This is a genomic window from Myxococcus hansupus (assembly GCF_000280925.3).
In the GTDB taxonomy this organism is placed as follows: Bacteria; Myxococcota; Myxococcia; order Myxococcales; family Myxococcaceae; genus Myxococcus; species Myxococcus hansupus.
On sequence record NZ_CP012109.1, the window covers coordinates 5,329,086 to 5,353,966 of the forward strand.

Genomic DNA, 24,881 nt, shown 5'->3' on the forward strand with positions numbered 1-24,881 from the left:
AGGGTGGATTCCAGCAGGGGGCGGCGGTGTCCCGCGCCGCCCCGGAAATGTCAGACCCTTCCGGTAGTCTTCCTTCATTCCCGAAGCCGCAAAGGAAGGCTGGAACATGACCGTCACCCGTGAGAGTCCGCGCGTTTCCGTCAACAAGCTGGGCCAGTACCTCACCGCGACGCCGTCCCTGCGCAAGCGCATCATCCAGGGCCAGAAGCACCCGGTGGACCCGCAGTACCTGCGCTACCCCGCCGCCGCGCAGGCCATCGTCGAGTTCCTGTGCGAGGGCCGGGACGAGGTCATCCTCCGCTACCACCAGCGGCGGCTGCTCAACGCCCGCCCCGAATCCGACTACGACGCGCACCGACTGGCCCTGTGCGCCGAGGCGCTCCAGCGCTGCCTGGCGGCCTCGGAGGGGTTGATCGCGCGCGCCGTGGCCAGCCCGGTGGAGGCGGACCTGCCGCCCCTGGCACTGGGGGGCGTGGACGTCAGCGTGCGTCCCGAGGTGCTCCTGCGCAGCGTGGATGCCCAGGGGATGATGCGCTCGGGCCTGCTCAAGCTGTACTTCTCCAAGCACACGCCGCTGGATGAACGCTCCGGGCAGTACATCGCCACGGTGCTCCAGCGGTACGCGGAGGAGCGGCTGGAGCAGCGCGGCCCCGTGGACCCGCGGCTGGTGGGCGTGTTCGACGTCTTCGCCGGCCGGCTCTTCCAGGCCCCCCGTGCCCAGCAGCGCCGGATGAACGACGTGGTGCTGGCGTGCGAGGAAATCGCCGCCCGTTGGGCCGTCCACTGACGGGCCGCCGGGCGGGCGCGCTGTCCGTTTCCGGGACGCGGCTTCCCGCATCCGAGCAGTCCTCCGGGCGCTCCAGGCGAGACAGGTCGCCCTTCCCCTGGGGTTGCGCCGGCGTGGCGGGTTGGCATGTCCTTCGCTGAAGGCCACCGCCATGGATTCCCTTCGCCAGGACCTCCGGTACGCGATTCGCACCCTGTCACGAACCCCCGGCTTCACCTTGGCCGCGGGGCTCACGCTGGCGCTCGTCATCGGGGCGAACACGGTCCTCTTCAGCGCCATCCACGCCATGGTGCTGCGGCCCCTGCCCTTCCCGGCCGCGGAGACGCTGGTGCGCATCTGGTGTGAGCAGGAGTCGGTGAGCCACGCGTCGGTGGCGCCGCCGGAGCTGCTCGGGTGGCGGGAGCACGCGCAGGGATTCAGCCAGCTCGCGGGTTTCGGGCGCACCAACCTCAACCGCACGGGCACGGAGGCGCCCGAGCGGGTGCGGGCCAACCGGGTGACGACGAACTTCTTCTCCGTGCTGGGCGTCCGCCCCGCGCAGGGCCGCGACTTCCGCGAGGAGGACGCGCCCTCGGGCGGCGACGTCTCCGTGGTGCTGGTGGGCCACGGCTACTGGCAGCGGGCGCTCGGGGGCGCGCCGGACGTGGTGGGGCGGACGCTGGTGCTGAATGACCGCAGCCACACGGTGGTGGGCGTGCTGCCCGAGGACTTCTCCTTCCCGGAGACGGCCGAGGACACGGACGTATGGATTCCCGAGTGGCTGGACCCGCAGCGCCACGGCAACCACTACCTGTCCGTGCTGGGCCGGGTGGCGCCGGGCACCACGGTGGAGGCCGCCCAGGCGGACCTGAAGCGGGTGGCGGAGATTGTCGGGACGCCCGAGGCCGGGCAGAAGCGTCACGGCATCCGACTGACGGCCTGGCAGGACCACCTGACGTCCAACACGCGCGACGTGCTGTGGATGTTGTGGGCGGCGGTGGGCTTCGTGTTGCTCATCGCGTGCGCGAACGTGGCCAACCTCATGTTGGTGCGCACGCTGTCGCGGCAACGGGATGGCGCCATCCGCGCGGCGCTGGGCGCCAGCCGCCGCCGCCGGCTCCAGCAGTCCCTGGTGGAGAGCGTGCTCCTGTCCCTGCTCGGCGGGGTCATGGGTCTGGTGTTGGGGCTGTGGGGCATGGAGCTGGTGCGCACGCTGCTGCCGCACGCGCTGCTGCGCGTGGCACCCCTGGAAATCAACTTCACCGTCCTGGGCTTCAGCGCGCTGCTGTCGGTGGGCACGGGCCTGCTGTTCGGGCTCGCGCCCGCGCTGCACGCGACGGGCATGGACGTGCTGCCCATGCTGCGGCAGTCCGGAAGCGCGGTGGGCGCCCGCACCGGGCATCCCCTGCGCAGCGGGCTCGTCATGGTGCAGTTGGCGCTGGCGCTGGTGCTGACGGTGGGCACGGGGCTCATCGTGCGCTCGCTCTACAACGTCATGGCGGTGGACCCAGGCTTCGACGCGTCGGGCGCCGTCAGCGCGCAGTTGACCCTCTCCCCCGACAGCTACCGCGACGACGCGCGCAAGCGCGCCTTCGTGCAGGACGTCGCGGAGCGGATGAAGGCCCGGCCCGGCGTGGAGGCGGTGGGCTTCGTCAACGATGCCCCGCTGGGCGGCTCGGGCACGGACGGAGACTTCCAGTTGGAGGGCGACACGAACCCCTCCGGCGAACGGCGGCACACGGCGTTCCGCGTGGCCACGCCCGATTACTTCGCGGCGCTGCGCATCCAGGTGCGACAGGGCCGCGATTTCGGTCCCCAGGACAGTGAGAAGGGCGCCCCCGTCATCATCGTCAACGAGGCGTTCGTCCGGAAATACCTCGGGGGCGGAGAGGCCCTGGGCCGGCGGGTGCGCCTGGACTGGGATGACCACCAGCCGTTCCGGGACATCGTCGGCGTGGTGGAGGACGTCCGCCACGAAAGCCTCACCCGGCCCGCCGCACCGGAGGCCTACCTGCCCTATGCACAGTATCCCCTGCACGGCCTGACGCTGGTGATGCGCGGCGAGGACAGCGCGTCCTCGGCCCTGGCCGCGCTGCGTGAAGCGGTGAAGGCGGTGGACGCCGAGCAGCCCCTCTATGCCTTGCAGCCCTTCTCCGAGCGGGTGGAGCGCGTCCTGCTCCGGCCCACGGGCACGGCGCGGCTGTTGGGGGCGTTCGCCGCGCTCGCCGTCCTGTTGGCCGGTGTCGGCGTCTACGGCGTGCTGGCCTACTCCGTGGGACAGAGGACGCGCGAGCTGGGCATCCGGTTGGCGCTGGGCGCCCATCCCCTCCAGGTGCTGCGGCTGGTGCTGGGCCAGGGGCTGCGGCTCACCGCGCTGGGCGTGGGCGCGGGACTGCTGGCGGCCCTGGGCTGCACGCGGCTCATGGCGGCGACGCTGTACGGCGTGGAGCCATTCGCCCCGGACATCTTCCTGGGCGTGGCCGTGGCGCTGGGAGGACTCTCGTTGCTCGCGTGCCTCGTGCCCGCGCTGCGCGCCAGCCGCGTCTCGCCGTCAGTGTCCCTGCGCGCGGAGTAGCCCCGAACGCGCGTTGGCCGCGCACGTCAGGAACCGTGCGCGGCCGGAAGGTCATCGCGGAAGGGACTGGGGCCTACGGCGCCTCGGCGTCCTCACCGGAGCCGCCGATGCCCTGCCCGCCCGGTGCGGAGAACGCCTTGCGAAGCGCCACACCCGCGTCCGCCTGGGCCCGCTTCGCCTTGTCCACCACCGGGGCCATGCCGAAGAACTCGTGCGTGACGCCGTCGTAGCGCTTCACGTCCACCGCCACGCCCGCGGCCTTCAACTTGTCGGCATAGGCGATGCCTTCATCCAGCAGCGGGTCCAGGGAGGCGACCATCACGAGCGCCGGCGGCAGGCCCCGGAGCTGCTTCGGGGAGGCCTGGAGGGGCAGCGCCTCGGCGTTGCGCGTCTTCTTCCAGTTGCTCCCCAGCGTGTTCTGCCAGAACCAGCCCAGGGCCTCGTTGCTCACGAGATACTCCCCGTTGCCGTTGCGCTGGTGTGAAGGCGTGGACAGGTCATTGCTGACGAACGGGTAGATGAGCAGTTGGAAGACGGGCACCGCCCCCTTCTCCTTCACCTGCCGCATGGCCACCGCCGTGGCCAGGTTGCCACCCGCGCTCTCGCCCGCGACGGCCACGCGCTTCGCGTCGATGTTGAAGTCCTTCGGGTGGGACTGCACGTACTTGAAGGCCGCCTGGGCATCATCGAGCGGCGCCGGGAAGGGATTCTCCGGGGCCTGGTGGTAGTGGACGCTCACCACCACGGCCTTCGCCTGGTTCGCGAGCGCCCGCGCGCTGGCGTCATAGGTGTCCAGGTCCGCGATGACGAAACCGCCACCGTGGTAGTAGACGACGGCCGGGAACGGGCCCTTGCCCTCGGGCGTGTAGACGAGGAGGTCCAGTTCGCCCGTGGGGCCCGGAATCTTCCGCTCCTCCACCTGGGCCACCTTCTCCGGCGTGCCGGCCTTGCCCTCCTGCTTCAGCGCCGCCTCGACGGCGTCCTTCGCGGAGGGGCCCTCGCGCGCCTCTTCGGGCTTCAGCGTCTCCAGCGGCTTCGGGTCCAACGCCTGGTAGGCGTCCAGCACCTTCTGCATCTGGGGGTCCGCCTGCGGAGCGGAGGGCGCTGCCGCCACCGCCGAGAAGCCGGAGACCGCCGTGAGGAGGAGCAGTGCCCGCGGAAGGACCTGGGGGCGTGAGCGGGAAGCCATGTTTCGTTCCTTTCGTCGGAGAGACACCTCGCGTGAGCGACCATGCTGAGCATCCCGAGGGGCCAGTGCCCATGCCGTCCCCAGGGCGGCCGGGGGGCGAGCGGCCGGGCGGCACCCCCTCTGCCGAAAGGGGGCTTCCCTTTGGACAGGGAGGCGGACAGGGCTCGACGCCACCTGATATGGAATAAGACGTTCCAGCTTCCGTCGGAGAAGACGTGAACAAGCTCGCCAGCATCGCCGCCCTCGTCCTCGCCGCCACGGCGCTCGTGGTGACCCTGTGGAGTCCCCGGGAGACGGTGCAGGCCCCGCCTCCCGCCCCACAGGCCGAGCAGCCCGTCAGCGTCGCCGCGGACGTCATCAACCTGGAGCGGCGCGTGAAGGCCCTGGAGGACACCGCCGTCGGCCTGTCCCGCCGGCTGATGGAGGTGGAGAAGCGCCCCATGATGACGGCGGACGGCAAGGTCGTCCCCGGAGCGTCACCCGCGCTCGCCGCGGAGGTGGAGAAGCTCCGGGCGGAGGTGCGGGGCATGGTCGCCGGGGAGGCGCTGAACTCCGAGGGTGGCCGCGACTACCTCAAGGACGTGGTGCGCAACGTCCAGGACGAGATGCGCACGGAGCAGCGCGCGGAGCGCCAGGAGCAGTGGCACCAGGTCCAGGCCCAGCAGAGCGAGCAGCAGAAGGAGCGCGTGCGCCAGTTCATCACCGAAGCGCGGCTCGACTACAACCAGGAGCAGACGCTGAACCGCCGCATGGAGGCGGAGGCCACCAAGCGGCAGGCGCTCATCGAGGAGGTCCGCGCCGGCACGAAGTCGGCCCGCGACATGCGGCAGGCCGTGCGTGCCGAGACGCAACTGACTGACAAGGAGATGAACGCCATCCTCTCCGAGGACCAGCTCAAGCAGTATGAGACGATGCGCCGGTCGGAGCGGGGCTTCGGCGGCGGGCCTCCGGGCGGCCGGGCCGGTGGGCGCGGCCGCTGAGTCCCCGCGGGACGCCGGCCCCTACCCGTCGAAAGGGGGCCGCGCGTTGTGGGAGATGACGAGCACCTCCTCGGGCCGCCGCTCCGAGCGAGCCCAGGAGAGCAGCGCGGCCAGGGCATCCGCCGCCTTCACCTCCGCCGTCTCCAGCGGCACCTCTTCCCGGTACGGATAGAAGAGGTCCTTGGAGCCCAGGCTCTGCTCGGCCCAGCGGCGCCAGCCGGGCATCGTTCTTCCGGGCGCGGGTTGCAGGCCCACCACCTCATAGCCCGCGGCGGCGAAGGGCCGGTGCAACCCCACCACGGTGGCGCCGGTGCCAAAGCCACACACCACGCACCGCACGGCGGGATACACGTCGCGCACCACCTCGAGCAAGCGCGTGGTCCAGGACTCCACGCTCTCCACCAGCGCGCCGTTGGCGAGCTGCCGGGGCCAGAACCAGCCCTGGCGCTCGTAGTCCAGCGCCAGCTCCCAGGCCTGGGTGAAGCCGTGCACGGTGCGCACCTCCCCGCCAAAGCCATTCGCCCGCAGGTACGCCGTGCCCGTGGAGTCCGTCAGGGCCACCACCGGGAGCCCCCGCTCGCGGCCCAGCGCGTCCAGCGCCAGCGCCGACGACGCGCCAGACAGCTCCACCAGGCCCTTGGTCTCCGCGGGCGCGGATTGGAGGTGATGGGAGAAGGTCAGGTACTTCAGACTGCCGGCCGGAAGCGCTCCACCCCAGAGCACCACCGGTCCCCCTGGCCAGGGCCGTGACAAGGGAAACACGACACGCATGCGTGAACCTCCGGCCCCACCCTCTCTGGTGGGGGCCGCTCGCGCCAGCCGCGTGGCGCCGGCGCTGTCCGGACGTGGACCTGGCATCCGCTCCCTCACCGACCCAGGACATTCGCCCCGACAGGAGACCGAAGCGAAAAGCCTCGGGGGCATGGCGGCTGTGCGATAGTCGGCGGCGGCTCCACATGCTGCGCCGGCTCCTTCCTACGCTCGTCGCCCTGGGTTGTGGCCTCCTGGCCCTTGGCTGGGGGCTGGTCAGCCTCCAGCGCATCTTCAGCCGTGAGCGGGATGAAGCCCACGCGCAGTTGCGCTCGCGGCGAGACGCCCTGGCCCACGCGGGCGCCGAGGCCCTGCGGCAGGAGCTGGCGCGCAAGCTCGACGCGGACATCCCCGCCATCCACGCCGCCATGGGGGACCCGCTCGAGCCTGGCGAAGGCTTCTATTTCAACTTCCGCGGCGCCCAGTTCCTCCCCCGCCTCACCATCCCCAGGCCCGGCGGCGCGACGTCCGCGCGTGACACGCACGCGCGGCTCGGCGCCCGGCTGAAGGACGGAGCGGCCGCGGGGGACTGGGAGCCGCGTCTCTCACGGCTGCGCGCCGTGGAAGCCGCGCTCGCCGCGGGGGACGCGGCGGGTGTCGCCCCCGGGGTGGAGGAGCTGCTGCGCTACCACGCCGCCCACGCGCTTCCCCCCGAGGAGGAGCTGCCCTTCCTGCTGCTGGTGGTGGAGCGGCTCCAGCGCGGAGACGGCACTCCGCCGCTGGTGCGCGCCCTGCTGCGCGAAGGCCTGCCGGAAGACTTCGGCGGCTTCGCCCGCGCGTCGGGGCTCCAGCGTGACTTGCTGCGGGAGCGCTCGCGCTTCACCCAGGCGGACTTCCACTTCCTCCACGCGCGCGTCGTCCAGGTGAGCGCCGCGCTGGGCGAGCCCACGGCCGACCTCCTCGCCCGCGCGAGCGAGGCGGGCGCGGGCATGCTGGTGATTCCCGAGGACCTGGTGGAGCCCACCCTCCTGGGACAGTTCTGGTACGTGGCGCCCCGAGGCGAGGCCGTCTACGGCATCGCCGTGGACCTGGAGGCGATGCTCCAACCCATCACCCGCGACATGCAGGCCCGCGGACTCTTCGACGCCACGGGCCGGCTGCGGTTGAACGCGGCCGGCGCCTTCCAGCCGTTGCGAACGCTGACGCTGGCGGTGGACATGCCCGCATGGGCCCGGCAGGAGGCGGACATCGACGCGCGCCACGGGCTCAAGACGCTGCTGGTGGCCGTGTGCGGCGCGCTCGCGGTGGCCATCGTCGCGTTGGCGGTGGTGTCGCAGCAGCGCAAGTACCGCTTCCTGGAGCTCAAGAGCGACTTCGTGGCCACCGTCTCCCATGAGCTGCGCACGCCCCTGGCCTCCATCCGGCTGCTGGGCGAGACGCTGGAGCGCAAGCTCGCGCAGGCCCCGGAGGTGAGGGACTACCCGGCCCGCATCGTCCAGGCCGCGGATGGGCTGCACTTCCTGGTGGAGAACATCCTGTCCTTCAACCGCATCGACAAAGGCCGCTGGACGCTGCGGACCTCGCGCGTGCGCCTGGAGGAGCTGGTGCCCCTGCTGCGCGACGAGCTGGAGACGGCCACCTCCGTCCCCGTCCACCTCACGGCAGACCTGGAAGGCGCGGAGCTGGAGGCGGACCCGGGCCTGTTGCGGCTGCTCTTCTCCAACCTGGGCCGCAACGCCTGCGCCTACAACCGGAGCAACCCCGTCGAAATCGACATCAGCGCCCAGGTGATACCGGGTTACGGCTGCACGGTGCTCTTCCGGGACAACGGCATTGGCATCCCGGAGTCCGAATGGGAGCACGCCTTCCAGGACTTCTACCGGGTGACGTCGGCCGGACCGGAGGTCCATGGCAGCGGGCTGGGCCTGGCGCTGTGCCGGAGAATCATGAAGCTGCACCGGGGCGACATCCAGGTCGCCGCCTCGGGACCGGACGGCACCACGTTCGCGCTGATATTCAACGAGCCGCCTCGATGACCACCGCCACGCCCTCCGCCACCGCCCGTCCTTCCATCCTCATCGTCGAGGACGACGCCCACCTGCGCGTCGGCCTCCGGGACAACCTGATGGACGAGGGCTACCTCGTCTCCGAGGCGCCCAACACCCGCGACGCGGAGACGCTGCTGAAGGAGCGCGACTTCGACCTGCTCATCCTGGACGTCATGCTGCCCGGCGAGGACGGCTACAGCTTCTGCCGCCGGCTGCGGACGCAGGGCAACAAGAGCATGGTGTTGATGCTCACCGCGCGCTCGCTGGAGGACGACATCCTCAAGGGCTTCGAGGTGGGCGCGCAGGACTACCTCACCAAGCCCTACCGGCTGCGGGAGCTGCTGGCCCGGGTGCGAGCCCTGGTGCGGCGCTCCGGCTCCGCGCCTCCGGACCAGCTTGCCTTCAGCGGCTTCACGTTGGATTTGGGCAAGCGTCAGGTGTTCCGTCCGGACGCCACCGCCGTGGAGCTGACGCGCACGGAGTTCGACCTGCTGGCCTTCCTGCTGCGCCACAAGGACCGGGCGCTGCCGCGAGGCGAAATCCTGGACGCCGTGTGGGGCCGTGACGTGGTGGTGGACCCGCGCACGGTGGACAACTTCGTCTCCAGCCTGAAGAAGAAGCTGGGATGGACGAACGCCTCCGGCTTCTCCATCCACACCATCCGGGGCGTTGGCTATCGCATGGAGGTCTCATCGTCATGACACAACCATGACGAAGGGATGGCCGACCCACCGCCATTCGAAGACGCCGACTCCGTAGGTTGACCCTTGCGTGGACAGGGCGCTCCGAAGCCAACCCGTCCCGCCGGTGAGGTCCGCCCGCGCGGCCCTCCACCGGGAGCGCCTGACGCCGAGGGAGGGCAACCGGTATGTTCAAGTCGGTCATCGAGAAGCAGCGGGCTGGACGTCTTGGCACGGGTGTGTGGGTGTCCGCCGCCCTGCATGCGGCGCTCTTCGGCGCCGTGCTCTTCATCTCCGCGAGGGCGCCGGGCCCCGTCGAGCCGAAGGAGCCGCCGGAGCTGGTCCTCCGGGTGCAGCAGGCGCCGCGGGTGGCGAAGGGCTCTCCGGCCCCCGCGCAGCCGAGGCAGGCCAACGCGCCGCGCCCCCGTCCTCGCAACCGGGACCGCGTGCCCTCGCGCGTGCCGCCGCCGGTCGTGGACGCGCCGCCGCCGCCGGTCGAGCCGGTGACCAGCCCCGACAACACCAGCGACACGGATGAGCTGGCGACCCCGGGGACGGGGACTCCGGGCGGACACCCGGATGGCTACGCGGACAGCAACGTGATTGGCGTGCCGTTCGTGCCCGGCCTCCTCCCGGGAGATGGCGACGGCGGAGGCACGGGAACCGACATCCTCCCCTTCGGCTCCGGCATGACGCCGCCCCGGCTGCTCGGGAGCCCGGGCATCGAATACACGCACCAGGCGCTCGCCGCCCGCGTGGAGGGCACGATGATCGCCAAGTGCGTCATCACGGTGCGCGGCGACGTGACGGACTGCCGCGTCATCAAGGGCCTGGCGCACATGAACGAGTCCGTGCTCGAGGCGCTGCACAACCGCCGGTACAGCCCCGTGGAGTTCCAGGGCCGTCCGGTGAGCGTGTCCTACACCTTCACGCTGAAACTCAAGCTGCCCCGCTAGGGCAGCTCAGCCCTCGCGACGACCCGCCGGCACCAGGACGTGCGTGAGCACGTAACGCTTGAGCCGCTGGCGGAGCTCGTCGTCCAGGGTGAGGACGACCTGGGGGTGGACGCGCGCGCCCACCTCGAACAGCACCGCCTCCAGCAGCAGCCCTTCCTGGGTGATGTCGAGCAGGCGCTCCAACGTGGGGTCCAGGGCGTCCAGCTTGCCTTCCGCTTTCTGGGTTTCGTGGACGGCGAGCGCCGAGGCCAGACACTCCATCTCCTCCACGGAGGTGAACTGCTCCTCGGTGGAGCCCGTCATCTTCTCGCGGTGCGACGGCTCGCCCAGCCACAGCGCCTTGCAGTTGGCGAAGGCGAACCAACCCGGGTCGTGGTTGGGGTCGAACTGGATGGAGACGCCCTCGCCCTCTCGCACGGCGAAACCGCGCGGCACGATGACGTCCCCACGGACGACGAGCCCCAGGTGCGCGTTGGTCCGGAAGAACTGGCGGATGACGGGGTAGCGCGGGTTGAGCACCAGGCACCACGCCCACGCATCCAGCGCCTCCTGGTATTGCTCCAGCTTCGCCAGGGCGTTGCCCTGGAAGAACCAGGCGCGGTGGTCATTCGGGTTGAGCGTGGTGGCCCGGCGGTAGTGCTCCAGCGCCGTGGCCGCGTCGTCCGAAAAGTACGCCGCGTCACCCCGGAAGACCCAGGCCACGTAGCAGTCCGGGCACGCGTCGGTGGCGCGGGCATACAGCTTCGCCGCCTCGTCGTAACGCCGGGCCTGGAAGTGGGGCTCGGCCTCGTCGAGCAGGGCCTTCACCGACGCATCGACGGGCCACTCCCGGATGACGCGCTGGCCCGACTCCTCCACCACCCAGGGGGCCTCCACCGCGCTCACGCGCTGCGGCCACAACTGGTCCCCCCACCCACCGGGCGGCGAGTCCTTCCCGTCGACCTTGTAGAGCACCTGGGACGCTTCCAGTTGCGCGACGACTTCGGAGGGCGAGAGGTACTGAGGCGTGTCGCGCTCCTTCACGGTCGCGGAGGCGGACCGGTCGGCCTCGGGGGCCGGCTTGGGCGTGGACGCGCAGCCGAGGATGAAGGCACAACCGAACAAGAGGAGGGATTGGCGCACGCGCAGGAGCCCTTTCCGTGGAGGAGGTCCCTCAGTCTATGCCCGCGAAGCCCCCGGGTCGGAGCATCGAAACACGCAGGCAGGCCCCGGCACCCGTTTCGCGGGAGATGTCCGCCGCCAGGCAAGCGTCTGAGCGGCGCGGAAGAATGGCTCGCGAGCGGCCCGGGTCTCCGTTAGGACGCGAGCGCCGGGCCCCAGAGGGCCGGGCCTTCCCGGCCGCTGCCCCGGCGGACTCGGGCTCCGGGCGGGATGATGGCAAGCACCTGGTACGACGCGGTGGTGGTGGGCGCGGGGTTTGGCGGACTGGCCACCGCGTTGGAATTGTCACGCCAGGGCGCGCGCGTGGCGCTGTGCGAGTCCCTGAACTACCCCGGCGGCTGCGCCAGCACCTTCCAGCGAGGCGGCTACGCGTTCGAGGCGGGCGCCACCCTGTTCTCCGGCTTCGAGCCCCACCAGCTCTTCGGCCGGTGGATTCGCGAACTCTCCCTGCCGGTGACGGTGGACTGGTTGGACCCCGTGGTGGAGCTGCGCACGCCCACGTCACGGCTCGCGGTGCATCGCGACCGCGCGCGCTTCATCGACTCGCTGTGCGCGCTTCCCGGAGCCCCCGCTCCCGCGGTGCGACGGCTCTTCGCGCTCCAGTCCCAGGTGGCGGGAGCCTTGTGGCCCCTCTTCGATGACCCAACGCTCCTGCCGCCGTTGAACGTGAAGGCCCTGCTGCGCCACGCGGGACGCGCGCTCCATTATCCCCCGCTGCTGCGGTGGCTGGGACGGCCCTTGGGCGCGGTGCTGGAGCACCTGGGGCTCACCGGCTTCGCGCCCCTGCGCACGTACCTGGACGCGCTCTGCCAGATCACCGTTCAGTGCAGCGCCGCCGAGGCGGAAGCCCCGTTCGCGCTGGCCGCCATGGACTACTACTGGCGAGGCACCGGGCACGTCCGAGGTGGCATCGGGCAACTCGCCAAGGCCCTCACGGGCGCCGTGGAAGCACACGGAGGCACGGTGCTGCTGGCCAACCGGGTCAAGGCGGTGACGGCGATTCCGGGCGGCTGGCGGGTGGAGGCGCGGCGCGGCGAGCTGCAGGCGCGCCATGTCGTCACGAACGTGCTGCCCCGCGGATTGAGCCGGCTCCTGGGGGCTTCGCTGGAGTCGATGCCTCGGATGGACACGCTGTCCCGAAGCGTCGAGTCGGGATGGGGCGCGGCGATGCGCTACCTGGTGGTGCGCACGCCCGGCGACGCGGATGGCAGCGCGCATCACCTGGAGCTGGTGGATGACGTCAGCGCGCCCTTCATCGAAGGCAACCACCTGTTCATGTCCATCAGCGGCGAGGCCGACGCCGGACGCGCGCCGCCCGGGCACCGCACGGTGACGGTGTCCACGCACGTGCCACTCACGACCCTGGCCTCGCTGCCGGAGGCCGAGCAACGCGCCTACGTGGAGCGCGTCCAGGCTCGGATGGACCAGGGGCTGCGGAAGCTCGCGCCCGAGTGGCTCGAGGGGCTCGTGCAGGCGCTGCCGGCCTCTCCGCGCACCTATCAACGCTTCACGCAGCGAGACGGAGGCGCGGTGGGCGGTGTCCCCCGCCGCGCGGGCCTGGCGAACTACCGGCACCTGGGCCCCCTGCAGGTCCGCGAAGGACTGTGGCTGGTGGGCGACTCGGTGTTTCCCGGGCAGAGCACCCTGGCCACGGCCGTGGGCGGCGTGCGCACGGCCGCGAGCATCTCCGCACGGCGCTGAGTCCGCGCGCCGTCAGGCGTCGAGCAGCTCCGCCCAGAAACGCACGAGCCGCCACACATCCCGCCACGCCTGCGGCCCGTCCATCTCCGCGTGGGTGATGAGTGGCGTGGCCAGCGCGTGGACCTGGGTGTGGGGCCGCAGCACCTCCGCCAGCCGCTGGGACTCCATGGCGGGAATCACCGTGTCGCCCTCGCCGTGCAGCAGGAAGACGGGAGCGGAGGGAGGCGGCGAGCGCTCGGGCGACAACGCCGGGTCCGCGGCGAACGTCTTCACGAAGGGCAGCAGACGCGGCCCGAGCTCCGCCACGTCGCGCGCATTCACGTACCCCAGCAACGTGGCCGCGGGCTCCGGAAGCGTGGCTTGCAGCTCGCGCGCCTTGGCGAAGGTCTGCTCCGCCAGACGCCTGTCGACCATCGCCTGGTGGGACGCACGCAGGAAGGTCCGGATGCCCGCGCGCAGGGGCTCCACCTGCTCGGGAGGCACCAGCTTCTCCGCCACGTTGAGCAGGATGATGACCACGCCGTAGTCATGGGGCGCCAGGTGGCTCCCATCCGGCAGCTCGCCCGAGCACAGGAACGTCAGCACGCGGGGAAGGTCCCCATGCCCGCCGAAGGAGAGCGTGGCCGCCACGCGGTCCTTCAAGGCGGGCCGTCCGGCGGCCACCACCGACAGGCCTCCTGAGAAGCTGATGCCATACAGCGCCACCTTGCCCTCCGGCGCTAGCTCTGGCTGCGCGGCGGTCCACGCGGCGGCGTCCTCGATGATGTCCGGCAAGCGCGGGGTGATTTCGTAGCGCAACAGGTCCGCGGGCTCCGGCGTGAGCACCACCTGTCCGCCTTGCGCGAGGTCCTCGGCCAGCTTCACCAGCCGGGGCTCGTCGATGCCATCCGCATGGACCCCCGAGGTGAGCACCACGGGGTGCCCCCTTGGGCTCAGCGGCCGGTACAACCGCGCGCGCACCGGCCCGTGCCGCGTGGGCACGCGCAAGTCGCTCACGTCGTAGACGCCGACGCGCCAGTTCGCGAGCGCCGTCTCCATCGTGCCCTGCATGCCCGCGGCGCGGACCACCAGCGAGAGCCCTCGCAGGTAGCCCGGCAGCACCACCAGGGCCGCCACCAGGAGCGCGACACCGACGGCGGCCAGCGTCCGCCGGACCGCACGGCTCATTGGAACAGGTGCTCCACGAAGGTGCAGAGGCGCTCGCGCTCGAAGGGCTTCTCCAGCAGCCCGCGCGTGCGGCGACCCACGAACTCACGGGCCTGCGCGGTGAAGGCGCCGCCGGTCATCAACCCGGTGCGCAGCGCCAGCTCGGGCGCCAGGCGCTCCAGCTCCACCACGAAGTCCAGCCCGCTCATGCCCGGCATCATCACGTCGCACAGGATGGCGTCGAAGCGCTCGCCCATGGACAAGAGCCGGAGGGCCTCGCGCGCATCCTGGACGACGTGAATCTCGTAGACGTCGCGCACCAGGCGGCTGACGGAGTTGCCCACGGAGGGCTCATCGTCGATGAGCAGCAGCCGGCGGCGCATCATGGGCGACACGGGCTCTGGAACCACGGGAACGAGGGGGGCCTCCGTCCAGCCCGCGGTCTGCGCGGGCAGCACGATGCGGAAGGTGCTGCCCCACCCTGGCGCGCTGGAGACCTCGATGCGTCCGCCCATGGCCTGCACCAGCGTGAGGCAGATGGACAACCCCAGCCCCGTGCCCTCGCCCACGGGGCGCGTGGAGAAGAACGGATCGAAGATGCGGCGCTGCACGTCTGGCGCCATGCCGTGCCCGTTGTCCGAAACCTCCAGCTCCACGTGACGGGAGCTGCTGGCGCGCAGCGACACGCGCACCCGGTTCTCCTCCGGCGTCCGGTCCGGCAACGCCTGCAGCGCGTTCAGGAGCAGGTTCACGACAATCTGGCTCAGGCGCGACTCGTTGCCATGAACGGGCAGCACCGGCTCCAGCGTGCACGTCAGCCGCGCGCGCAGCGCAATCTGGTTGCGAAGCAGCCGCAGCGCGCCATCCACCACGTGCGCCATGTCCACCGGGCCATGCAGCTCCTCGTCCGCACGGGAGAAGGTGCGCAGGTCGCGGACAATCCCGCTGATGCGGCCGGCGCCTTCCTGGGCCTCGGCCACCACCTCGCGCAGCTCCATCAACTGCTCGGAGGGCAGCTCCTGCTGCGAGAGCAGCTCGCGCATGTACGAGAGATTGGAGCTGACGTACGACAGCGGGTTGTTGATTTCGTGCGCCACGCCCGCGGCGAGCGTGCCAATGGACGCCATCCGATCCGCCAGCACCCACTGCGACTCCAGCCGCTCGCGGTCCGTCAGCTCCGGGACGGCGGGCGCGGAGGCTTCATCCCCCGCGGACTTGGGCACCAGGCGCCTGCGGAGCGCCACCAGTCGGGCGCCCCAGTGCGTCCCCGGCGCGGGCAAGCACTCGTCCGCGCCCGCGTCCGCGAGCACTTCCGTCTGCTCCGGTGCGCGGCCCGTGAGCAGCACCAGGTGCGTGCGCGCCACCACCCGGCAGGCGTGGACGCGCTGACACCGGGCGAGCACGTCCGACAAGGCACCGCCATCATCCCAGAGGACGATGAGTCCTTCCGCGATGGCTTCGGGCAAGGAGCCCGCCAGGGACACATGCAGAATCTGGCAGTTCCGCCCCACGTCGGATTCGAGAATCCCCTGCTCGACCTCCTCCGACACCTCGGGAGGCAATGCCACCAGCGTTGCAAACACGGCGTCAATCCTCCGGCCCCATGAGCCTTGGGTTCCGCGCGCATGAGCCGGAGCCACCCGCCCATTGCAGCGCCCAGTCGCTCCCCGGTCAACGGCGTCGCGCCACGGACAGTCCATTGCCCTTTCGAGCGGTGGTTTTGCCGACCCGGCGGGTCGCCACCGCCACCACCTCTGGCCCCACCGCGCACACCTGCAGCAACGGGCAGCGCCCACAGTTTTCTGACACGGGTTGGGCGGGACACGCCCCACTCATGCCGTAGTGACACAATGCGAAGTCGAAGCGAACGGGGTCGGCCGCATCCAGCGCGCGCAGGGCGGCCGTCACCTCTTCCGCCGTCCGCCACGTCAGGTCACTGCGGTGTGTCAATCCCAGGTGCCGCGAGATGCGGCCAATGTGTGTATCCAGCGGAATCAGGAGCGAGGAAGGCGGAATGCGCTTCCAGATGCCGAAATCCACGGCGTCCGGACCTCGCACCATCCAACGAAGGAAGAGGTTGAGGCGCTTGGCGGCCCCTGCCCCCAAGGGCGATGGCAGCAGGTGGTGCAAGCCCCGTTCGGGTCCCAGGGCCGCGCGCAGAGGCTCCATGGGCACGGCGCGCAGGCCCGTGGTGAAGTGGTCCAGCGCACCGTGAAGCGTCCCGCGCGTCTGGAGCCCCTCCAGGAACAAGGCCTCCAGGCTGCCGTGCTCGCGCAGCACGCGGCCCATGCCCAGCAGGAGCACCGCCACGTCCGTGCCCACGTTGAAGCGGTACACGAACCCGGTGAGCAGCTTCCGAGCCCCTGGCACGTCGAGCGCGCGAACGAAGGCCGCGGGCGACGTCCCCATGCGCTGGAGCAAGGCGTCCACCTTCGGCCGGAACAGGTCCGCGCGGCCGTACGCCAGCCCAGCGGCCAGCAGGGCGCTGACCTCGATGTCGCGCGGGTCGGTGTAGCGGTGCGGGAACTCCACCGGGTCAGCGGCGATACGGGCGCGGGCGTCCGTCGACGACAGGACGGCCTCCAGCCGCGGGCGCAGGTGCTCGACCGCTTGGGGTGAGAGCCCCGTGACAGCGGGCCCGCGCGGCTTGGACTTCAGTGGCACGTCGGGGACTCCCAAATGGTCCTAGAACGGCGGGCTGCCCCCCAGTCTTCCCCACTCTCGCGGCTGCCTCCACGGCGCGCAACGGTTCGTCACGACGACGTCTCAAGCCAGCGCCATGCGTCAAACACAGTCATGGGCTGTAAAACCAACCGGCCCTGCGCCCGGTGCGTGAGACATCCACATTCCGCTTTACTCATAACCTCTTTAAGTCGTAATTCGAGAATGTCGCGACCACCGGTCGGACCGCGCGCCCGGAAGCCGCGGGCGTGACGCAATCCCAGAGGGGGAAGTCCACATGCAAGAGCAACCGTCGACGCAGGGCGTCTGGGGCGCCGTGCGAGCCGTCATCTCTCACCCGGGGCTCCAGACCCTGGCGCTGGCCGTGGCCATCACCGTGCCCTGGAGCGCCTCCGCGCAGCCCATGTCCCTGCCAGGGATGGATTTGAATCAGCACTGCCGAAGCGTCTACGACAACACCGCGTTCGCGTATCTCGCGACGTCCAACGCCTTCGGATGGAAGTGCTACCACCAGGGACAGGACAAGCCCATGGACCTGGACCGGGCGTGCCGGGACCAGTACGCGTACAACAGCGAGGGCTTCCAGGCGGACTACCTGAACTTCAGCGATCCGTATTCCTGGTACTGCGTGCTCAAGGCCAACTACACGCCCGCGAGCTACCCCTCCACCACGCTGTCGATGTTCCTGTGGAAGGGACGGAAGATCGCGCTGCGGACGCCGGACCGGACGACCTGCACGACGCAGCAAATCCAACACATCGTCACGGGACTCGATAAGGGCGCCGACTTCTACGAGCTGGCCACGGGACGGACGCCCACCCCGTATCTCAGCTACGGCGGACTCAACAGCTTCGTCGTGCTGCCCAACGGCTACGTCTCGCCGTGCGGCGGCCTCGCCTGCGGCTACGTGGGCTACACGGGCGTGGAGTTCAAGTTCGAGGTGTTCCGGGACCAGATGTGCCCCGATGCCGCGGCCGGCGTTCACGACAGCACGCCCTACTACGAGCTGGGCCGCAACTACTGGTTCTACAGCGCCCAGCTCGCCTCGACCGAGTCCGCCTACGGCAGCAGCATCGTCACGGGTTATGCGGTGGCGATGCGGTTCCTGGCCATGAACCACGAGGGCCTGTCGGGCAACAGCACCCACAACGCCCTCCACAGCCAGGTCGTGGGGCTCGTGGACACGTACCGGACGGCGACGGTGGCCTGCGGAACGGCGGGAGCCACGACGACGCCCACCACACCCGGCGGCTCGACGTGCTACCGCCATGACTGGGAGAACACGCTGCGGGCCGGGACCGGGCTTTCGGGCCTCAATTCGACGGACCTGTTCGCGTCCTTCGTCCTCCGGCTGCGCCGGCAGCACGGCTGGAGCTTCGTCTACAACGTCTGGCAGGAGGCCGCGGCGCTCAGCAGCGTGAGCAGCGCGTACCATGCGGCGGACAACTTCGTCATCGCCGCCAGCCGGGCCGCGGGCGCCAACCTGTCGGACGTCTTCCAGCAGTCCTGGCGGTGGCCGGTGAGCAGCAGCGTCCGGACCCAACTGCAGAGCGAGCTGGGCACGCCGGTCGGCGTCACCGCGTACCACTGAACCCAGGCCGCGTGACGAGGCCCCCACCCCGCTTCGTGGGCGGGGGCCTCCTCCGCGTCACCTCAGTACAGGCTGGGGTCGCGCCCCACGGCGAAGACGAGGTCGTCGTGGTCGTTGTAGCTCCCCGGGTTGCAGGGATACGCGCTGCCGCGCACCCGGAAGATGGCGCGCACCACCTGGGTGGTGCCCGTCGGCAACAGATACGGGGTGGACAGCACCTGGAGTCCCTTGTCCGGCGGAGACAGCGTCGCGACGAACTGCCAGACCGGCGCGTTCGCGTCAGCGGCGACGTACAGGTCCAGCTTCTCGCTGCGCGGCGTCTGAGACCAGACCGTCGCGCTGATGTTCACGAGCGCTCCGCCCGTCAGGTGCGCCCCATCGATGGAGGACACCACGATGCGCTCGTTGGACGACTCCCGCAGGTATGTGCCCGACAGGCCGTCCGCGCAGCTATTCTGGACGGTGTTGGGGGCATTCAGCTCCGGGCCCATGAAGCCGCCGCGCCCGTTGAGCAGCGTTCCGGAATCACACTCGTTGGAGACAGACGCGCACCGCGGCGCCCTCAGTCCGGAATCGAAGCCCGCCGCGCTGGTGGCGTTGCTCACCGTCACGAGAACCCCAGCGCTGGTGGCGGACTGATTCACACCGTCCACGGCCCGCGCCGTCAGCGTGTGGCTGCCATTGGTCTCCACGGCCGTGTCCCAGGCGAACGTATAGGGGGACGTGGTCGCCGTCGCCCTCACCACGCCATCCACCAGCAGCTCCACCCGGCTCACGCCCGAAGCATCCGTGGCGTTGACCGTCACCGTCGTCACGCCGGACACCGCGCTGCCCTGGGCCGGAGAGGTGATGGCCACCTCCGGCGGCGTCACGTCATCCGGCTGCAAGCTGCCCTTGGCGAGCTCCGCCAGGTACGCCGTGGCGAGCTTCGCGAACTTGAGCGACTGGTTCGCGTTGCCACCGCTGTTGGCGAGCGTGTCCCGGGGCGTGTGGATGTGCGGATTGGACACGCTCAGCGGCGCCTCGAAGGGCATCGAGGCCGGGAAACCCGCGGTCGTCCACGACGCATGGTCCGAGCAGGCATAGCCGCACGACGTGGTCGTCCAACTGATTTCGCTGCTGAAGTAGGTGCCGATGAGGCTGGTGAGGAACGTGTTCTGCGCCGCGTTGGTGCGGTCCGTCACCAGCGCCACGTCATGGGTCGGCGAGCCCTTGTAGTTCGTCATGTCGAGCTGCAGGACGCCCACCACGTCGATGTTCCGGTTGCGGTGGTCGGTGGCGATGGCCGCGGAGCCACGCAGGCCCACTTCCTCGGCCGCGTACGCCATGAACTTCACGGTGCGCTCCGGACGGTACCCCTGGAGCAGGGCCACCCGAATCACCTCGGTGAGCGTGGCGATGCCCGACGCATCGTCGTCCGCCCCCGGCGCGGCGCTGCCCGAGCTCGTGGAGTCCAGGTGACCGCCGAGCACGATGACCTCATCCGACAGCGTCGTGCCGTTGATGGTCATGATGACGGAGGGCTGCGCCGACGACGGCGTCGGGAATTGCGCGACAGAGACCCCCGTGCGTCCCGCGGGAATCAGCGACTCCCAGCGGTCCTTCAGCGCGTTGGAGGCATCCAAGCCAGACTGCGACGAGTGGAAGCGCGTCTGGAAGGCGGACAGCGTGTTGATGGTCTGCCGGATGGCGGTCTCCTGGAGGCCCGCGACCAGGCTGTTGACCGTCTGTGCATTGTCAATGCTGTACGTGACAGCCGTGGCCTTGGCGGCCTCCTCCGCAACCGTCAAATCCAGCGCGGCCAGCGCCGCCGATTCCGTCTCGTGATAGATGAACCCGCCGCAGCGCTTCAGCGTCTCATGCATCGTCCGCGAGATGAGGTTGAGCTGGGACTCCCGCACCCGCAGGACGGTGATGCCGTCTTTCTCCCCACCCGACGCGGCGGCCTCGTGACCGGCGTTCTTCAAGGCCTTGTGGACGTGGTCGAGGGCGTCCGAACCGATGGTGATCCACACCTCACGGTCCGGCGGCTGCGCGGGCTTCGCCTTCGCGAATGCCGAGACACTCCAGAGCACCAACAAGACTGAAGCCAGGCGCTTCATGTTCATGCGTTTCTCCACTGCCATGTGGGGGGACCTTGCGGCGGAACCGGCAGGGACAGGATTCCCTGCGTCCACCGGCAATTTACACTCCCGGAAAAAACAGGGAATACTGCTCAATCCAAAACACAGGCCCTGTCAGCCATTCTCACGGCGTGAGACAAACGCGGCGCGGCGGACGTTAGCGAGACAGCTCGCGCACGGCGTGGCCCAGCTCGGGAAGGATGAGTGCCTCCAAGGCGAGCCGCACGGCCTTGGGTGAGCCCGGCAAGGCGAAGAGGATCATCCCCTGGTACGTGCCGGCCGTCGCGCGGGACATCATCGCCGCGCTCCCCACCTGTCGGTAGGACAGCATCCGGAAGAGCTCACCGAAGCCCGGGAGTTCCTTCTCGAACAGGGGACGCAGCGCCTCCACCGTGCAATCGCGCCGGCCAATGCCCGTGCCGCCGGTGAACAGCACCGCCCGGGCGCCCGACTCCCGCGCGGTCTCCAACGCGGCGCGAATCGCCTCCGGGTCATCCTTCACCACCACGGAGCCCGCGAGGGTGTGCCCGGCGGCCTCCAAGCCGTCACGCAGCACCCGGCCACTCTCATCGCGCGCCGCGTCGCGGCTGTCCGAACACGTCACGACGAAGGCGCTGACATGCACCGGCGCATGCGCCTTGTGCTCCGCCACCGGCCCCGCGTCGTGCGCGTGCGGGGCGTGGTGGTGGTGGTGGTGCTCATGCGTGTGGCCGTGGTGCTCGTGGGCGTGGTCGTGGTGCCCAGGACCGTGCTCATGCTCATGCCGGTGCGAGTGTGCGTGCTCGTGGGTATGGCTGTGCTCGCCGTGGCGGTGCTCGTGGGTGTGGCCATGGCTGTGCTCATGCGAGTGCCCGGAGTCCGCAGGACCGTGGTCGTGGCCATGGGGGTCATGCCGATGCGCGTGGCCGTGGCCGTGCGCGCCGTCGTGCTCGGAATCGTGTCCGTCGTGTGCCATGGCGGGTGCTCCAGCCTGCGAGAAGTATGTCAGGGGTTTTCGGGCAGCTCGACGACGAGCGCGCCGTCTTCCACGGCCACGTTCACTGTCGGCTGGTCGTCACAGACCCCCGGCGAAGTCTCATTGCGCCCGGTGTCCATGTCGAAACCGACCTCATGGCACGGGCAGACGACCATGTTGTCCTCGATGCGTCCGCCCGACAGCAGGCACCCGGCGTGGTTGCACCAATCGTCCAGGCCCTTGTAGCGCCCGTGGATCTTCGCGATACACACGTTGCGCTTGCCGACCTCGTAGCCCCGCATTTCCCTCTCGGCGAAGTCCGCCGGTCCCAGCTTGATCTTCGTCATCGCGGCCCCTTTTCCCACAATGGAGGACGGGCTGCACTCCCGATACCCGGGCATTACCTTCAGCCAGTGACTCCCGACGTGACCCAACCTACCGCCGTCGACAAGGCCACCGTCGCCCAGGTCCTCCGTGACATCTCCCTCTTGCTCCAACTCCAGGGCGAGAGCGGGTTCCGCGTCCGCGCCTACGACATGGCCGCCGACCGCATCGCCGGCCTGCCGCAGGACCTGGGCACCGTGGTCGCGGAAGGCCGCCTGGAGAGCCTGCCGGGCATCGGGCCCGCGCTCGCGGAGAAGATTTCCGAGCTGGTGACCACCGGACGCCTTGGCTACCTGGAGGAGCTGCGGGCTCAATTCCCCCGGGCCTGCTGGAGCTGACGCAGCTCCCCGACGTCGGGCCGAAGAAGGTCGCCAAGCTCTGGAAGGAGCTTCAGGTCAGCGGCATCGAGGAGCTGGAGCGCGCCTGCCGCGAGGGCCGCGTGCGCCAGCTCAGCGGCTTCGGCGCGAAGAGCGAGGCGAAGATGCTGGAGGGCATCGCCCTGTACCGGCGCGCCCGCGGCGAACGCAAGCTGCTGGGTGACGTCATGCCCGTGGCCGCGGCGCTGCTGGAGCGCGTCAAGGCCGCGCCCGGCGTCGTGCGCGCCAGCCTGGGCGGCAGTGTCCGCCGGCAAGCGGAGACGGTGGCGGACGTGGACATCATCGCCTCCGCGCCCCAGGCGGGCCCGGTGCTGGATGCGCTGGCGAACGCCCCCGGCGTGGCGACGGTGCTCGGCAAGGGCGACAGCAAGTGCTCCGTGCGGCTGGAGGCCGGCGACCTCCAGGTGGACCTGCGCGTGCTGCCCGACGAGGACTTCGCCACCGCGCTGCACCACTTCACGGGCTCCAAGGCGCACCACATCCGGCTGCGCAACCTGGGCCATGAGCGCGGCCTCAAGATTTCCGAGTGGGGCATCCACCGCGATGACGGCACCAAGGTGCCGGTGAAGGACGAGTCCGACCTCTACGCGCTGCTCGACATGCAGTACGTGCCGCCCGAGCTGCGGGAGGACACCGGAGAGTTCGAGGCCGCGCGCGCTGGCACGCTCCCCAAGGACCTGGTCACCCTGGAGGACATCCAAGGCGCGGTCCATGCTCACAGCACCTGGTCCGACGGACGCAACAGCCTGGAGGAGATGGCGCTCGCGGCCCAGGCCCTGGGCCTCAAGTACCTCACCGTCACCGAGCACAGCGAGGCGGCCATCTACGCGGGCGGCTTGAAGGAGGACGACCTCAAGCGCCAGTGGGAGGAGATCGACCGCATCAACGCGGCCATCCCCGGCGTGCGCCTGCTCAAGGGCATCGAGGTCGACATCCTGGAGTCCGGGGCGCTCGACTACGCGGACTCCCTCCTGGAGCAGTTGGAGGTCGTCATCGGCTCCATCCACGTCCGGCATGGCATGGACGAGGACCAGATGACGCGCCGCCTGCTGGCCGCGCTGGACAACCCCTGCCTCCAGATTCTGGGACACCCCACCGGCCGGCTCATCAACAGCCGGGAGCCCTACCCCGTCCGCATGGAGGAAATCCTGGAGCGGGCGGCCGAGCGCGGCGTGGCGGTGGAGGTGAACGGCAAACCCGCGCGGCTGGACATCAAGGCCGAATACGTCCGGCTGGCGGTGAAGCTCGGCGTCCGGCTGGTGGTGAGCTGCGACGCCCACCAGAAAGAGGACCTGCGCAACCTGGCCTTCGCGGTGGCGACCGCGCGCCGGGGCTGGGCGCCCAAGGGGAGCGTGCTGAACACGCTCCCGGCCAGCCGCTTCATCTCCGCGCTGCGCGACCGCCGGTGATAGGCTGCGGCCCTCGCCGATGGCCCGCCTGTTGCCGCTCGTCCTCTGTCTCACGTCCCTCGCCTCCGCCGCCGCGGACCGGGAGCGCCCGTCCCGCGCCGCCCTCCAGCGCGCGCTGGAGCGGCACGAGCGCTCGGTCGTGCACGTCCAGGGGCCTCGCCGCGCGGGCCCCGGCGTCTTCATTGGCGCCGCCGGCCAGGTGCTCACCTCCGTGGCACCGGTGGGCCTGGGCTTCACGGGGTTGAACGCCACCACGGTGGAGCACGAGGGGAAGTCGCTGCCCGCCCGGGTGGTGATGGCCAGCGAAGAGCTCCAGGTGGCCGTGCTCGCCGCGCCAGAAGGCACCTACCCCGCCGCGCCCGTGAAGCTGCTGAAGGACGGCGCCAGCCTGGAGGGCCAATGGCTGGTGGGCGTCATCCCCGCCACGCGAGGCAAACCCGCGCGCCCCATGCCCGCGCAGGCGCGCGCGGCCCCGCAGCCCTTCTATGACGTCGCCCTGGCCCTCCCCGCGGGCAGCCCCGTCTTCGACGCGGAGGGTCGGCTGGTCGCGGTGGTCGTCAAACAGCACCGCCGAGGCTGCCGGGTGTTGCCCCTGGGTGCGGTGAAGGTGGAGCTCGCCGCCATGGACACGCCATGACCCAGGCCATGACGACGCCGTGGCGTCCGAGCGCCGTTCAGGAAGCCGTGGGCCTGTGGGCCGTGGGCTTCCTGACCATCGTCGCCGCGTTCCTGCTCCTGGCCGGCACCGACTACCCCAAGCTCATCGCCACGGTGGGCTTCCTCTACCTGCCCCTCATCCCCATGCGCTGGCGGAACGAGGACTACCCGGACTACGGACTGTCGCTCCGCGCCTGGCGCGAGGACCTGCGCCTGTTCCTGGTGATGTCCGCCGTGGTGGGCCCCGTGTTCTTCCTGGGCTTCGCCGGCTTCGTGGAGGTGCTGCCCCATCTGCCGGCGGAGCTCTCCAGGCACCTCACGCCGCTGGTGGGCGAAGCCCGCTTCCAGCCCCGGCTGCCGCCGCGCTTCGGCGAGTGGGTCGTCGACCAGCTCCTCGTCGTCGCCCTCCCCGAGGAGTTCTTCTACCGGGGCTACCTCCAGACGCGCCTGCGCGACGCCTGGCCCCAGGGGCGCAAGTTCCTGGGCGGCCGGCTGGGGCCCGCGTTCTGGCTCACCGCCCTGCTCTTCGCCCTGGGCCACCTGGCCATCTTCCAGGCCTGGCGGCTGTCCGTGTTCTTCCCGGCGCTGATTTTCGGCTGGATGCGCGAGCGCACCGGAACCGTCATCGGCGCCGCCCTGTTTCACGCGGCCTGTAACCTCTTCGTGCGATTTCTCGAGGTTTCGTTTTTCGGCTGAGGCACTCCGCGGCACAGCCCGGAGCCACCCGCCGTGAAACATGGCGTGTTTCACC

Annotated in this window: 19 protein-coding genes and 1 pseudogene; 11 read left to right on the forward strand and 9 right to left on the reverse strand. The window is 70.4% G+C overall.

The annotated features are described in order from the left end of the window. Nucleotides 1-106: 106 nt before the first annotated feature. Both A176_RS20500 and A176_RS20505 read left to right on the forward strand, forming a co-directional pair. Nucleotides 107-787, forward strand: coding sequence for a hypothetical protein (locus tag A176_RS20500; RefSeq protein ID WP_002634927.1), 681 nt, complete (start codon nt 107-109; stop codon nt 785-787). A 151-nt stretch (nt 788-938) separates the two neighbouring features. Further along, a complete protein-coding gene (locus A176_RS20505; protein WP_002634926.1) occupies nt 939-3,341 on the forward strand; it encodes an ABC transporter permease in 2,403 nt (800 codons plus the stop codon). A gap of 73 nt (nt 3,342-3,414) precedes the next feature. Here the strand turns inward: A176_RS20505 and A176_RS20510 are convergent, their stop codons facing one another. After that, nucleotides 3,415-4,530, reverse strand: coding sequence for an alpha/beta hydrolase (locus A176_RS20510; protein WP_021781272.1), 1,116 nt, complete (start codon nt 4,528-4,530; stop codon nt 3,415-3,417). Between the two features lie 215 nt (nt 4,531-4,745). Here A176_RS20510 and A176_RS20515 point away from each other — a divergent pair, with 215 nt between their 5' ends. Beyond that, entirely contained in the window at nt 4,746-5,510 is a 765-nt protein-coding gene (locus tag A176_RS20515) for a hypothetical protein (RefSeq protein WP_002634924.1), read from the forward strand. A 21-nt stretch (nt 5,511-5,531) separates the two neighbouring features. Here A176_RS20515 and A176_RS20520 read toward each other — a convergent pair whose 3' ends face one another. Beyond that, on the reverse strand, nt 5,532-6,281 hold the full coding sequence (locus A176_RS20520) for a pyridoxal-phosphate dependent enzyme (RefSeq protein ID WP_002634923.1): 750 nt from the start codon (nt 6,279-6,281) through the stop codon (nt 5,532-5,534). Nucleotides 6,282-6,466: 185 nt separating this feature from the next. Here A176_RS20520 and A176_RS20525 point away from each other — a divergent pair, with 185 nt between their 5' ends. The 3 genes from A176_RS20525 (at nt 6,467) to A176_RS20535 (ending at nt 9,944) form a co-directional block, all read left to right on the forward strand. Next, on the forward strand, nt 6,467-8,296 hold the full coding sequence (locus tag A176_RS20525; protein WP_002634922.1) for a sensor histidine kinase: 1,830 nt from the start codon (nt 6,467-6,469) through the stop codon (nt 8,294-8,296). Further along, nucleotides 8,293-9,009 carry a response regulator transcription factor gene (locus tag A176_RS20530; RefSeq protein WP_002634921.1) on the forward strand — a complete coding sequence of 239 codons (717 nt, stop codon included), beginning with the start codon at nt 8,293-8,295 and terminating at the stop codon, nt 9,007-9,009. Before A176_RS20525 ends, A176_RS20530 begins: the two co-directional genes overlap by 4 nt. 167 nt (nt 9,010-9,176) lie before the next feature. Then, entirely contained in the window at nt 9,177-9,944 is a 768-nt protein-coding gene (locus A176_RS20535) for an energy transducer TonB (protein WP_002634920.1), read from the forward strand. A gap of 6 nt (nt 9,945-9,950) precedes the next feature. Here A176_RS20535 and A176_RS20540 read toward each other — a convergent pair whose 3' ends face one another. Further along, nucleotides 9,951-11,066, reverse strand: a complete 1,116-nt coding sequence (locus tag A176_RS20540; protein WP_002634919.1) for a tetratricopeptide repeat protein — start codon at nt 11,064-11,066, stop codon at nt 9,951-9,953. Between the two features lie 249 nt (nt 11,067-11,315). On the opposite strand from A176_RS20540, the gene A176_RS20545 reads away from it, so the two are divergent. Next, a complete protein-coding gene (locus A176_RS20545) occupies nt 11,316-12,806 on the forward strand; it encodes a phytoene desaturase family protein (RefSeq protein WP_002634918.1) in 1,491 nt (496 codons plus the stop codon). Between the two features lie 12 nt (nt 12,807-12,818). On the opposite strand, the gene A176_RS20550 is transcribed toward A176_RS20545, so the two are convergent. From A176_RS20550 to A176_RS20560, 3 genes are all read right to left on the reverse strand, one after another. Further along, nucleotides 12,819-13,973: a dienelactone hydrolase family protein gene (locus tag A176_RS20550; RefSeq protein ID WP_002634917.1), complete on the reverse strand. Its 1,155-nt coding sequence runs from the start codon at nt 13,971-13,973 to the stop codon at nt 12,819-12,821. Beyond that, nucleotides 13,970-15,535: a hybrid sensor histidine kinase/response regulator gene (locus A176_RS20555; RefSeq protein WP_002634916.1), complete on the reverse strand. Its 1,566-nt coding sequence runs from the start codon at nt 15,533-15,535 to the stop codon at nt 13,970-13,972. Before A176_RS20555 ends, A176_RS20550 begins: the two co-directional genes overlap by 4 nt. Before the next feature lie 88 nt (nt 15,536-15,623). Continuing rightward, nucleotides 15,624-16,616 carry a TIGR02757 family protein gene (locus A176_RS20560; RefSeq protein ID WP_002634915.1) on the reverse strand — a complete coding sequence of 331 codons (993 nt, stop codon included), beginning with the start codon at nt 16,614-16,616 and terminating at the stop codon, nt 15,624-15,626. A 295-nt stretch (nt 16,617-16,911) separates the two neighbouring features. On the opposite strand from A176_RS20560, the gene A176_RS20565 reads away from it, so the two are divergent. Then, nucleotides 16,912-18,225, forward strand: coding sequence for a hypothetical protein (locus A176_RS20565; protein ID WP_002634914.1), 1,314 nt, complete (start codon nt 16,912-16,914; stop codon nt 18,223-18,225). 62 nt (nt 18,226-18,287) lie between these two features. On the opposite strand, the gene A176_RS20570 is transcribed toward A176_RS20565, so the two are convergent. The 3 genes from A176_RS20570 to A176_RS20580 all read right to left on the reverse strand — a co-directional run bounded on the left by A176_RS20570 (nt 18,288) and on the right by A176_RS20580 (nt 21,650). Beyond that, nucleotides 18,288-20,333 (reverse strand): M20/M25/M40 family metallo-hydrolase, encoded by a 2,046-nt coding sequence (locus A176_RS20570; protein WP_002634913.1) that lies wholly within the window; start codon nt 20,331-20,333, stop codon nt 18,288-18,290. Nucleotides 20,334-20,505: 172 nt separating this feature from the next. After that, entirely contained in the window at nt 20,506-20,973 is a 468-nt protein-coding gene (locus A176_RS20575) for a MogA/MoaB family molybdenum cofactor biosynthesis protein (RefSeq protein ID WP_044890146.1), read from the reverse strand. 359 nt (nt 20,974-21,332) lie between these two features. Further along, nucleotides 21,333-21,650 carry a Rieske (2Fe-2S) protein gene (locus A176_RS20580; RefSeq protein WP_002634911.1) on the reverse strand — a complete coding sequence of 106 codons (318 nt, stop codon included), beginning with the start codon at nt 21,648-21,650 and terminating at the stop codon, nt 21,333-21,335. 78 nt (nt 21,651-21,728) lie between these two features. On the opposite strand from A176_RS20580, the pseudogene polX reads away from it, so the two are divergent. The 3 genes and pseudogenes from polX (at nt 21,729) to mrtX (ending at nt 24,826) form a co-directional block, all read left to right on the forward strand. Continuing rightward, nucleotides 21,729-23,473: pseudogene (polX, locus tag A176_RS20585) on the forward strand (DNA polymerase/3'-5' exonuclease PolX). 19 nt (nt 23,474-23,492) lie between these two features. After that, complete coding sequence (locus tag A176_RS20590) at nt 23,493-24,110, forward strand: MXAN_2756 family trypsin-like serine endoprotease (RefSeq protein ID WP_002634909.1); 618 nt, start codon at nt 23,493-23,495, stop codon at nt 24,108-24,110. Continuing rightward, the gene (mrtX, locus tag A176_RS20595; protein ID WP_002634908.1) at nt 24,107-24,826 is read left to right on the forward strand and encodes a myxosortase MrtX; all 720 of its coding nucleotides are present in this window, start codon (nt 24,107-24,109) and stop codon (nt 24,824-24,826) included. Before A176_RS20590 ends, mrtX begins: the two co-directional genes overlap by 4 nt. The last annotated feature ends 55 nt before the right edge of the window (nt 24,827-24,881 follow it).

Coding starts and splice junctions, on each gene's coding strand:
- A176_RS20500 (WP_002634927.1), top strand. CDS start 107: ATGACCGTCACCCGTGAGAGTCCGCGCGTTTCCGTCAACAAGCTGGGC.
- A176_RS20505 (WP_002634926.1), top strand. CDS start 939: ATGGATTCCCTTCGCCAGGACCTCCGGTACGCGATTCGCACCCTGTCA.
- A176_RS20510 (WP_021781272.1), bottom strand. CDS start 4,530: ATGGCTTCCCGCTCACGCCCCCAGGTCCTTCCGCGGGCACTGCTCCTC.
- A176_RS20520 (WP_002634923.1), bottom strand. CDS start 6,281: ATGCGTGTCGTGTTTCCCTTGTCACGGCCCTGGCCAGGGGGACCGGTG.
- A176_RS20525 (WP_002634922.1), top strand. CDS start 6,467: ATGCTGCGCCGGCTCCTTCCTACGCTCGTCGCCCTGGGTTGTGGCCTC.
- A176_RS20530 (WP_002634921.1), top strand. CDS start 8,293: ATGACCACCGCCACGCCCTCCGCCACCGCCCGTCCTTCCATCCTCATC.
- A176_RS20535 (WP_002634920.1), top strand. CDS start 9,177: ATGTTCAAGTCGGTCATCGAGAAGCAGCGGGCTGGACGTCTTGGCACG.
- A176_RS20545 (WP_002634918.1), top strand. CDS start 11,316: ATGATGGCAAGCACCTGGTACGACGCGGTGGTGGTGGGCGCGGGGTTT.
- A176_RS20550 (WP_002634917.1), bottom strand. CDS start 13,973: ATGAGCCGTGCGGTCCGGCGGACGCTGGCCGCCGTCGGTGTCGCGCTC.
- A176_RS20565 (WP_002634914.1), top strand. CDS start 16,912: ATGCAAGAGCAACCGTCGACGCAGGGCGTCTGGGGCGCCGTGCGAGCC.
- A176_RS20570 (WP_002634913.1), bottom strand. CDS start 20,333: ATGAACATGAAGCGCCTGGCTTCAGTCTTGTTGGTGCTCTGGAGTGTC.
- A176_RS20580 (WP_002634911.1), bottom strand. CDS start 21,650: ATGACGAAGATCAAGCTGGGACCGGCGGACTTCGCCGAGAGGGAAATG.
- A176_RS20590 (WP_002634909.1), top strand. CDS start 23,493: ATGGCCCGCCTGTTGCCGCTCGTCCTCTGTCTCACGTCCCTCGCCTCC.
- mrtX (WP_002634908.1), top strand. CDS start 24,107: ATGACCCAGGCCATGACGACGCCGTGGCGTCCGAGCGCCGTTCAGGAA.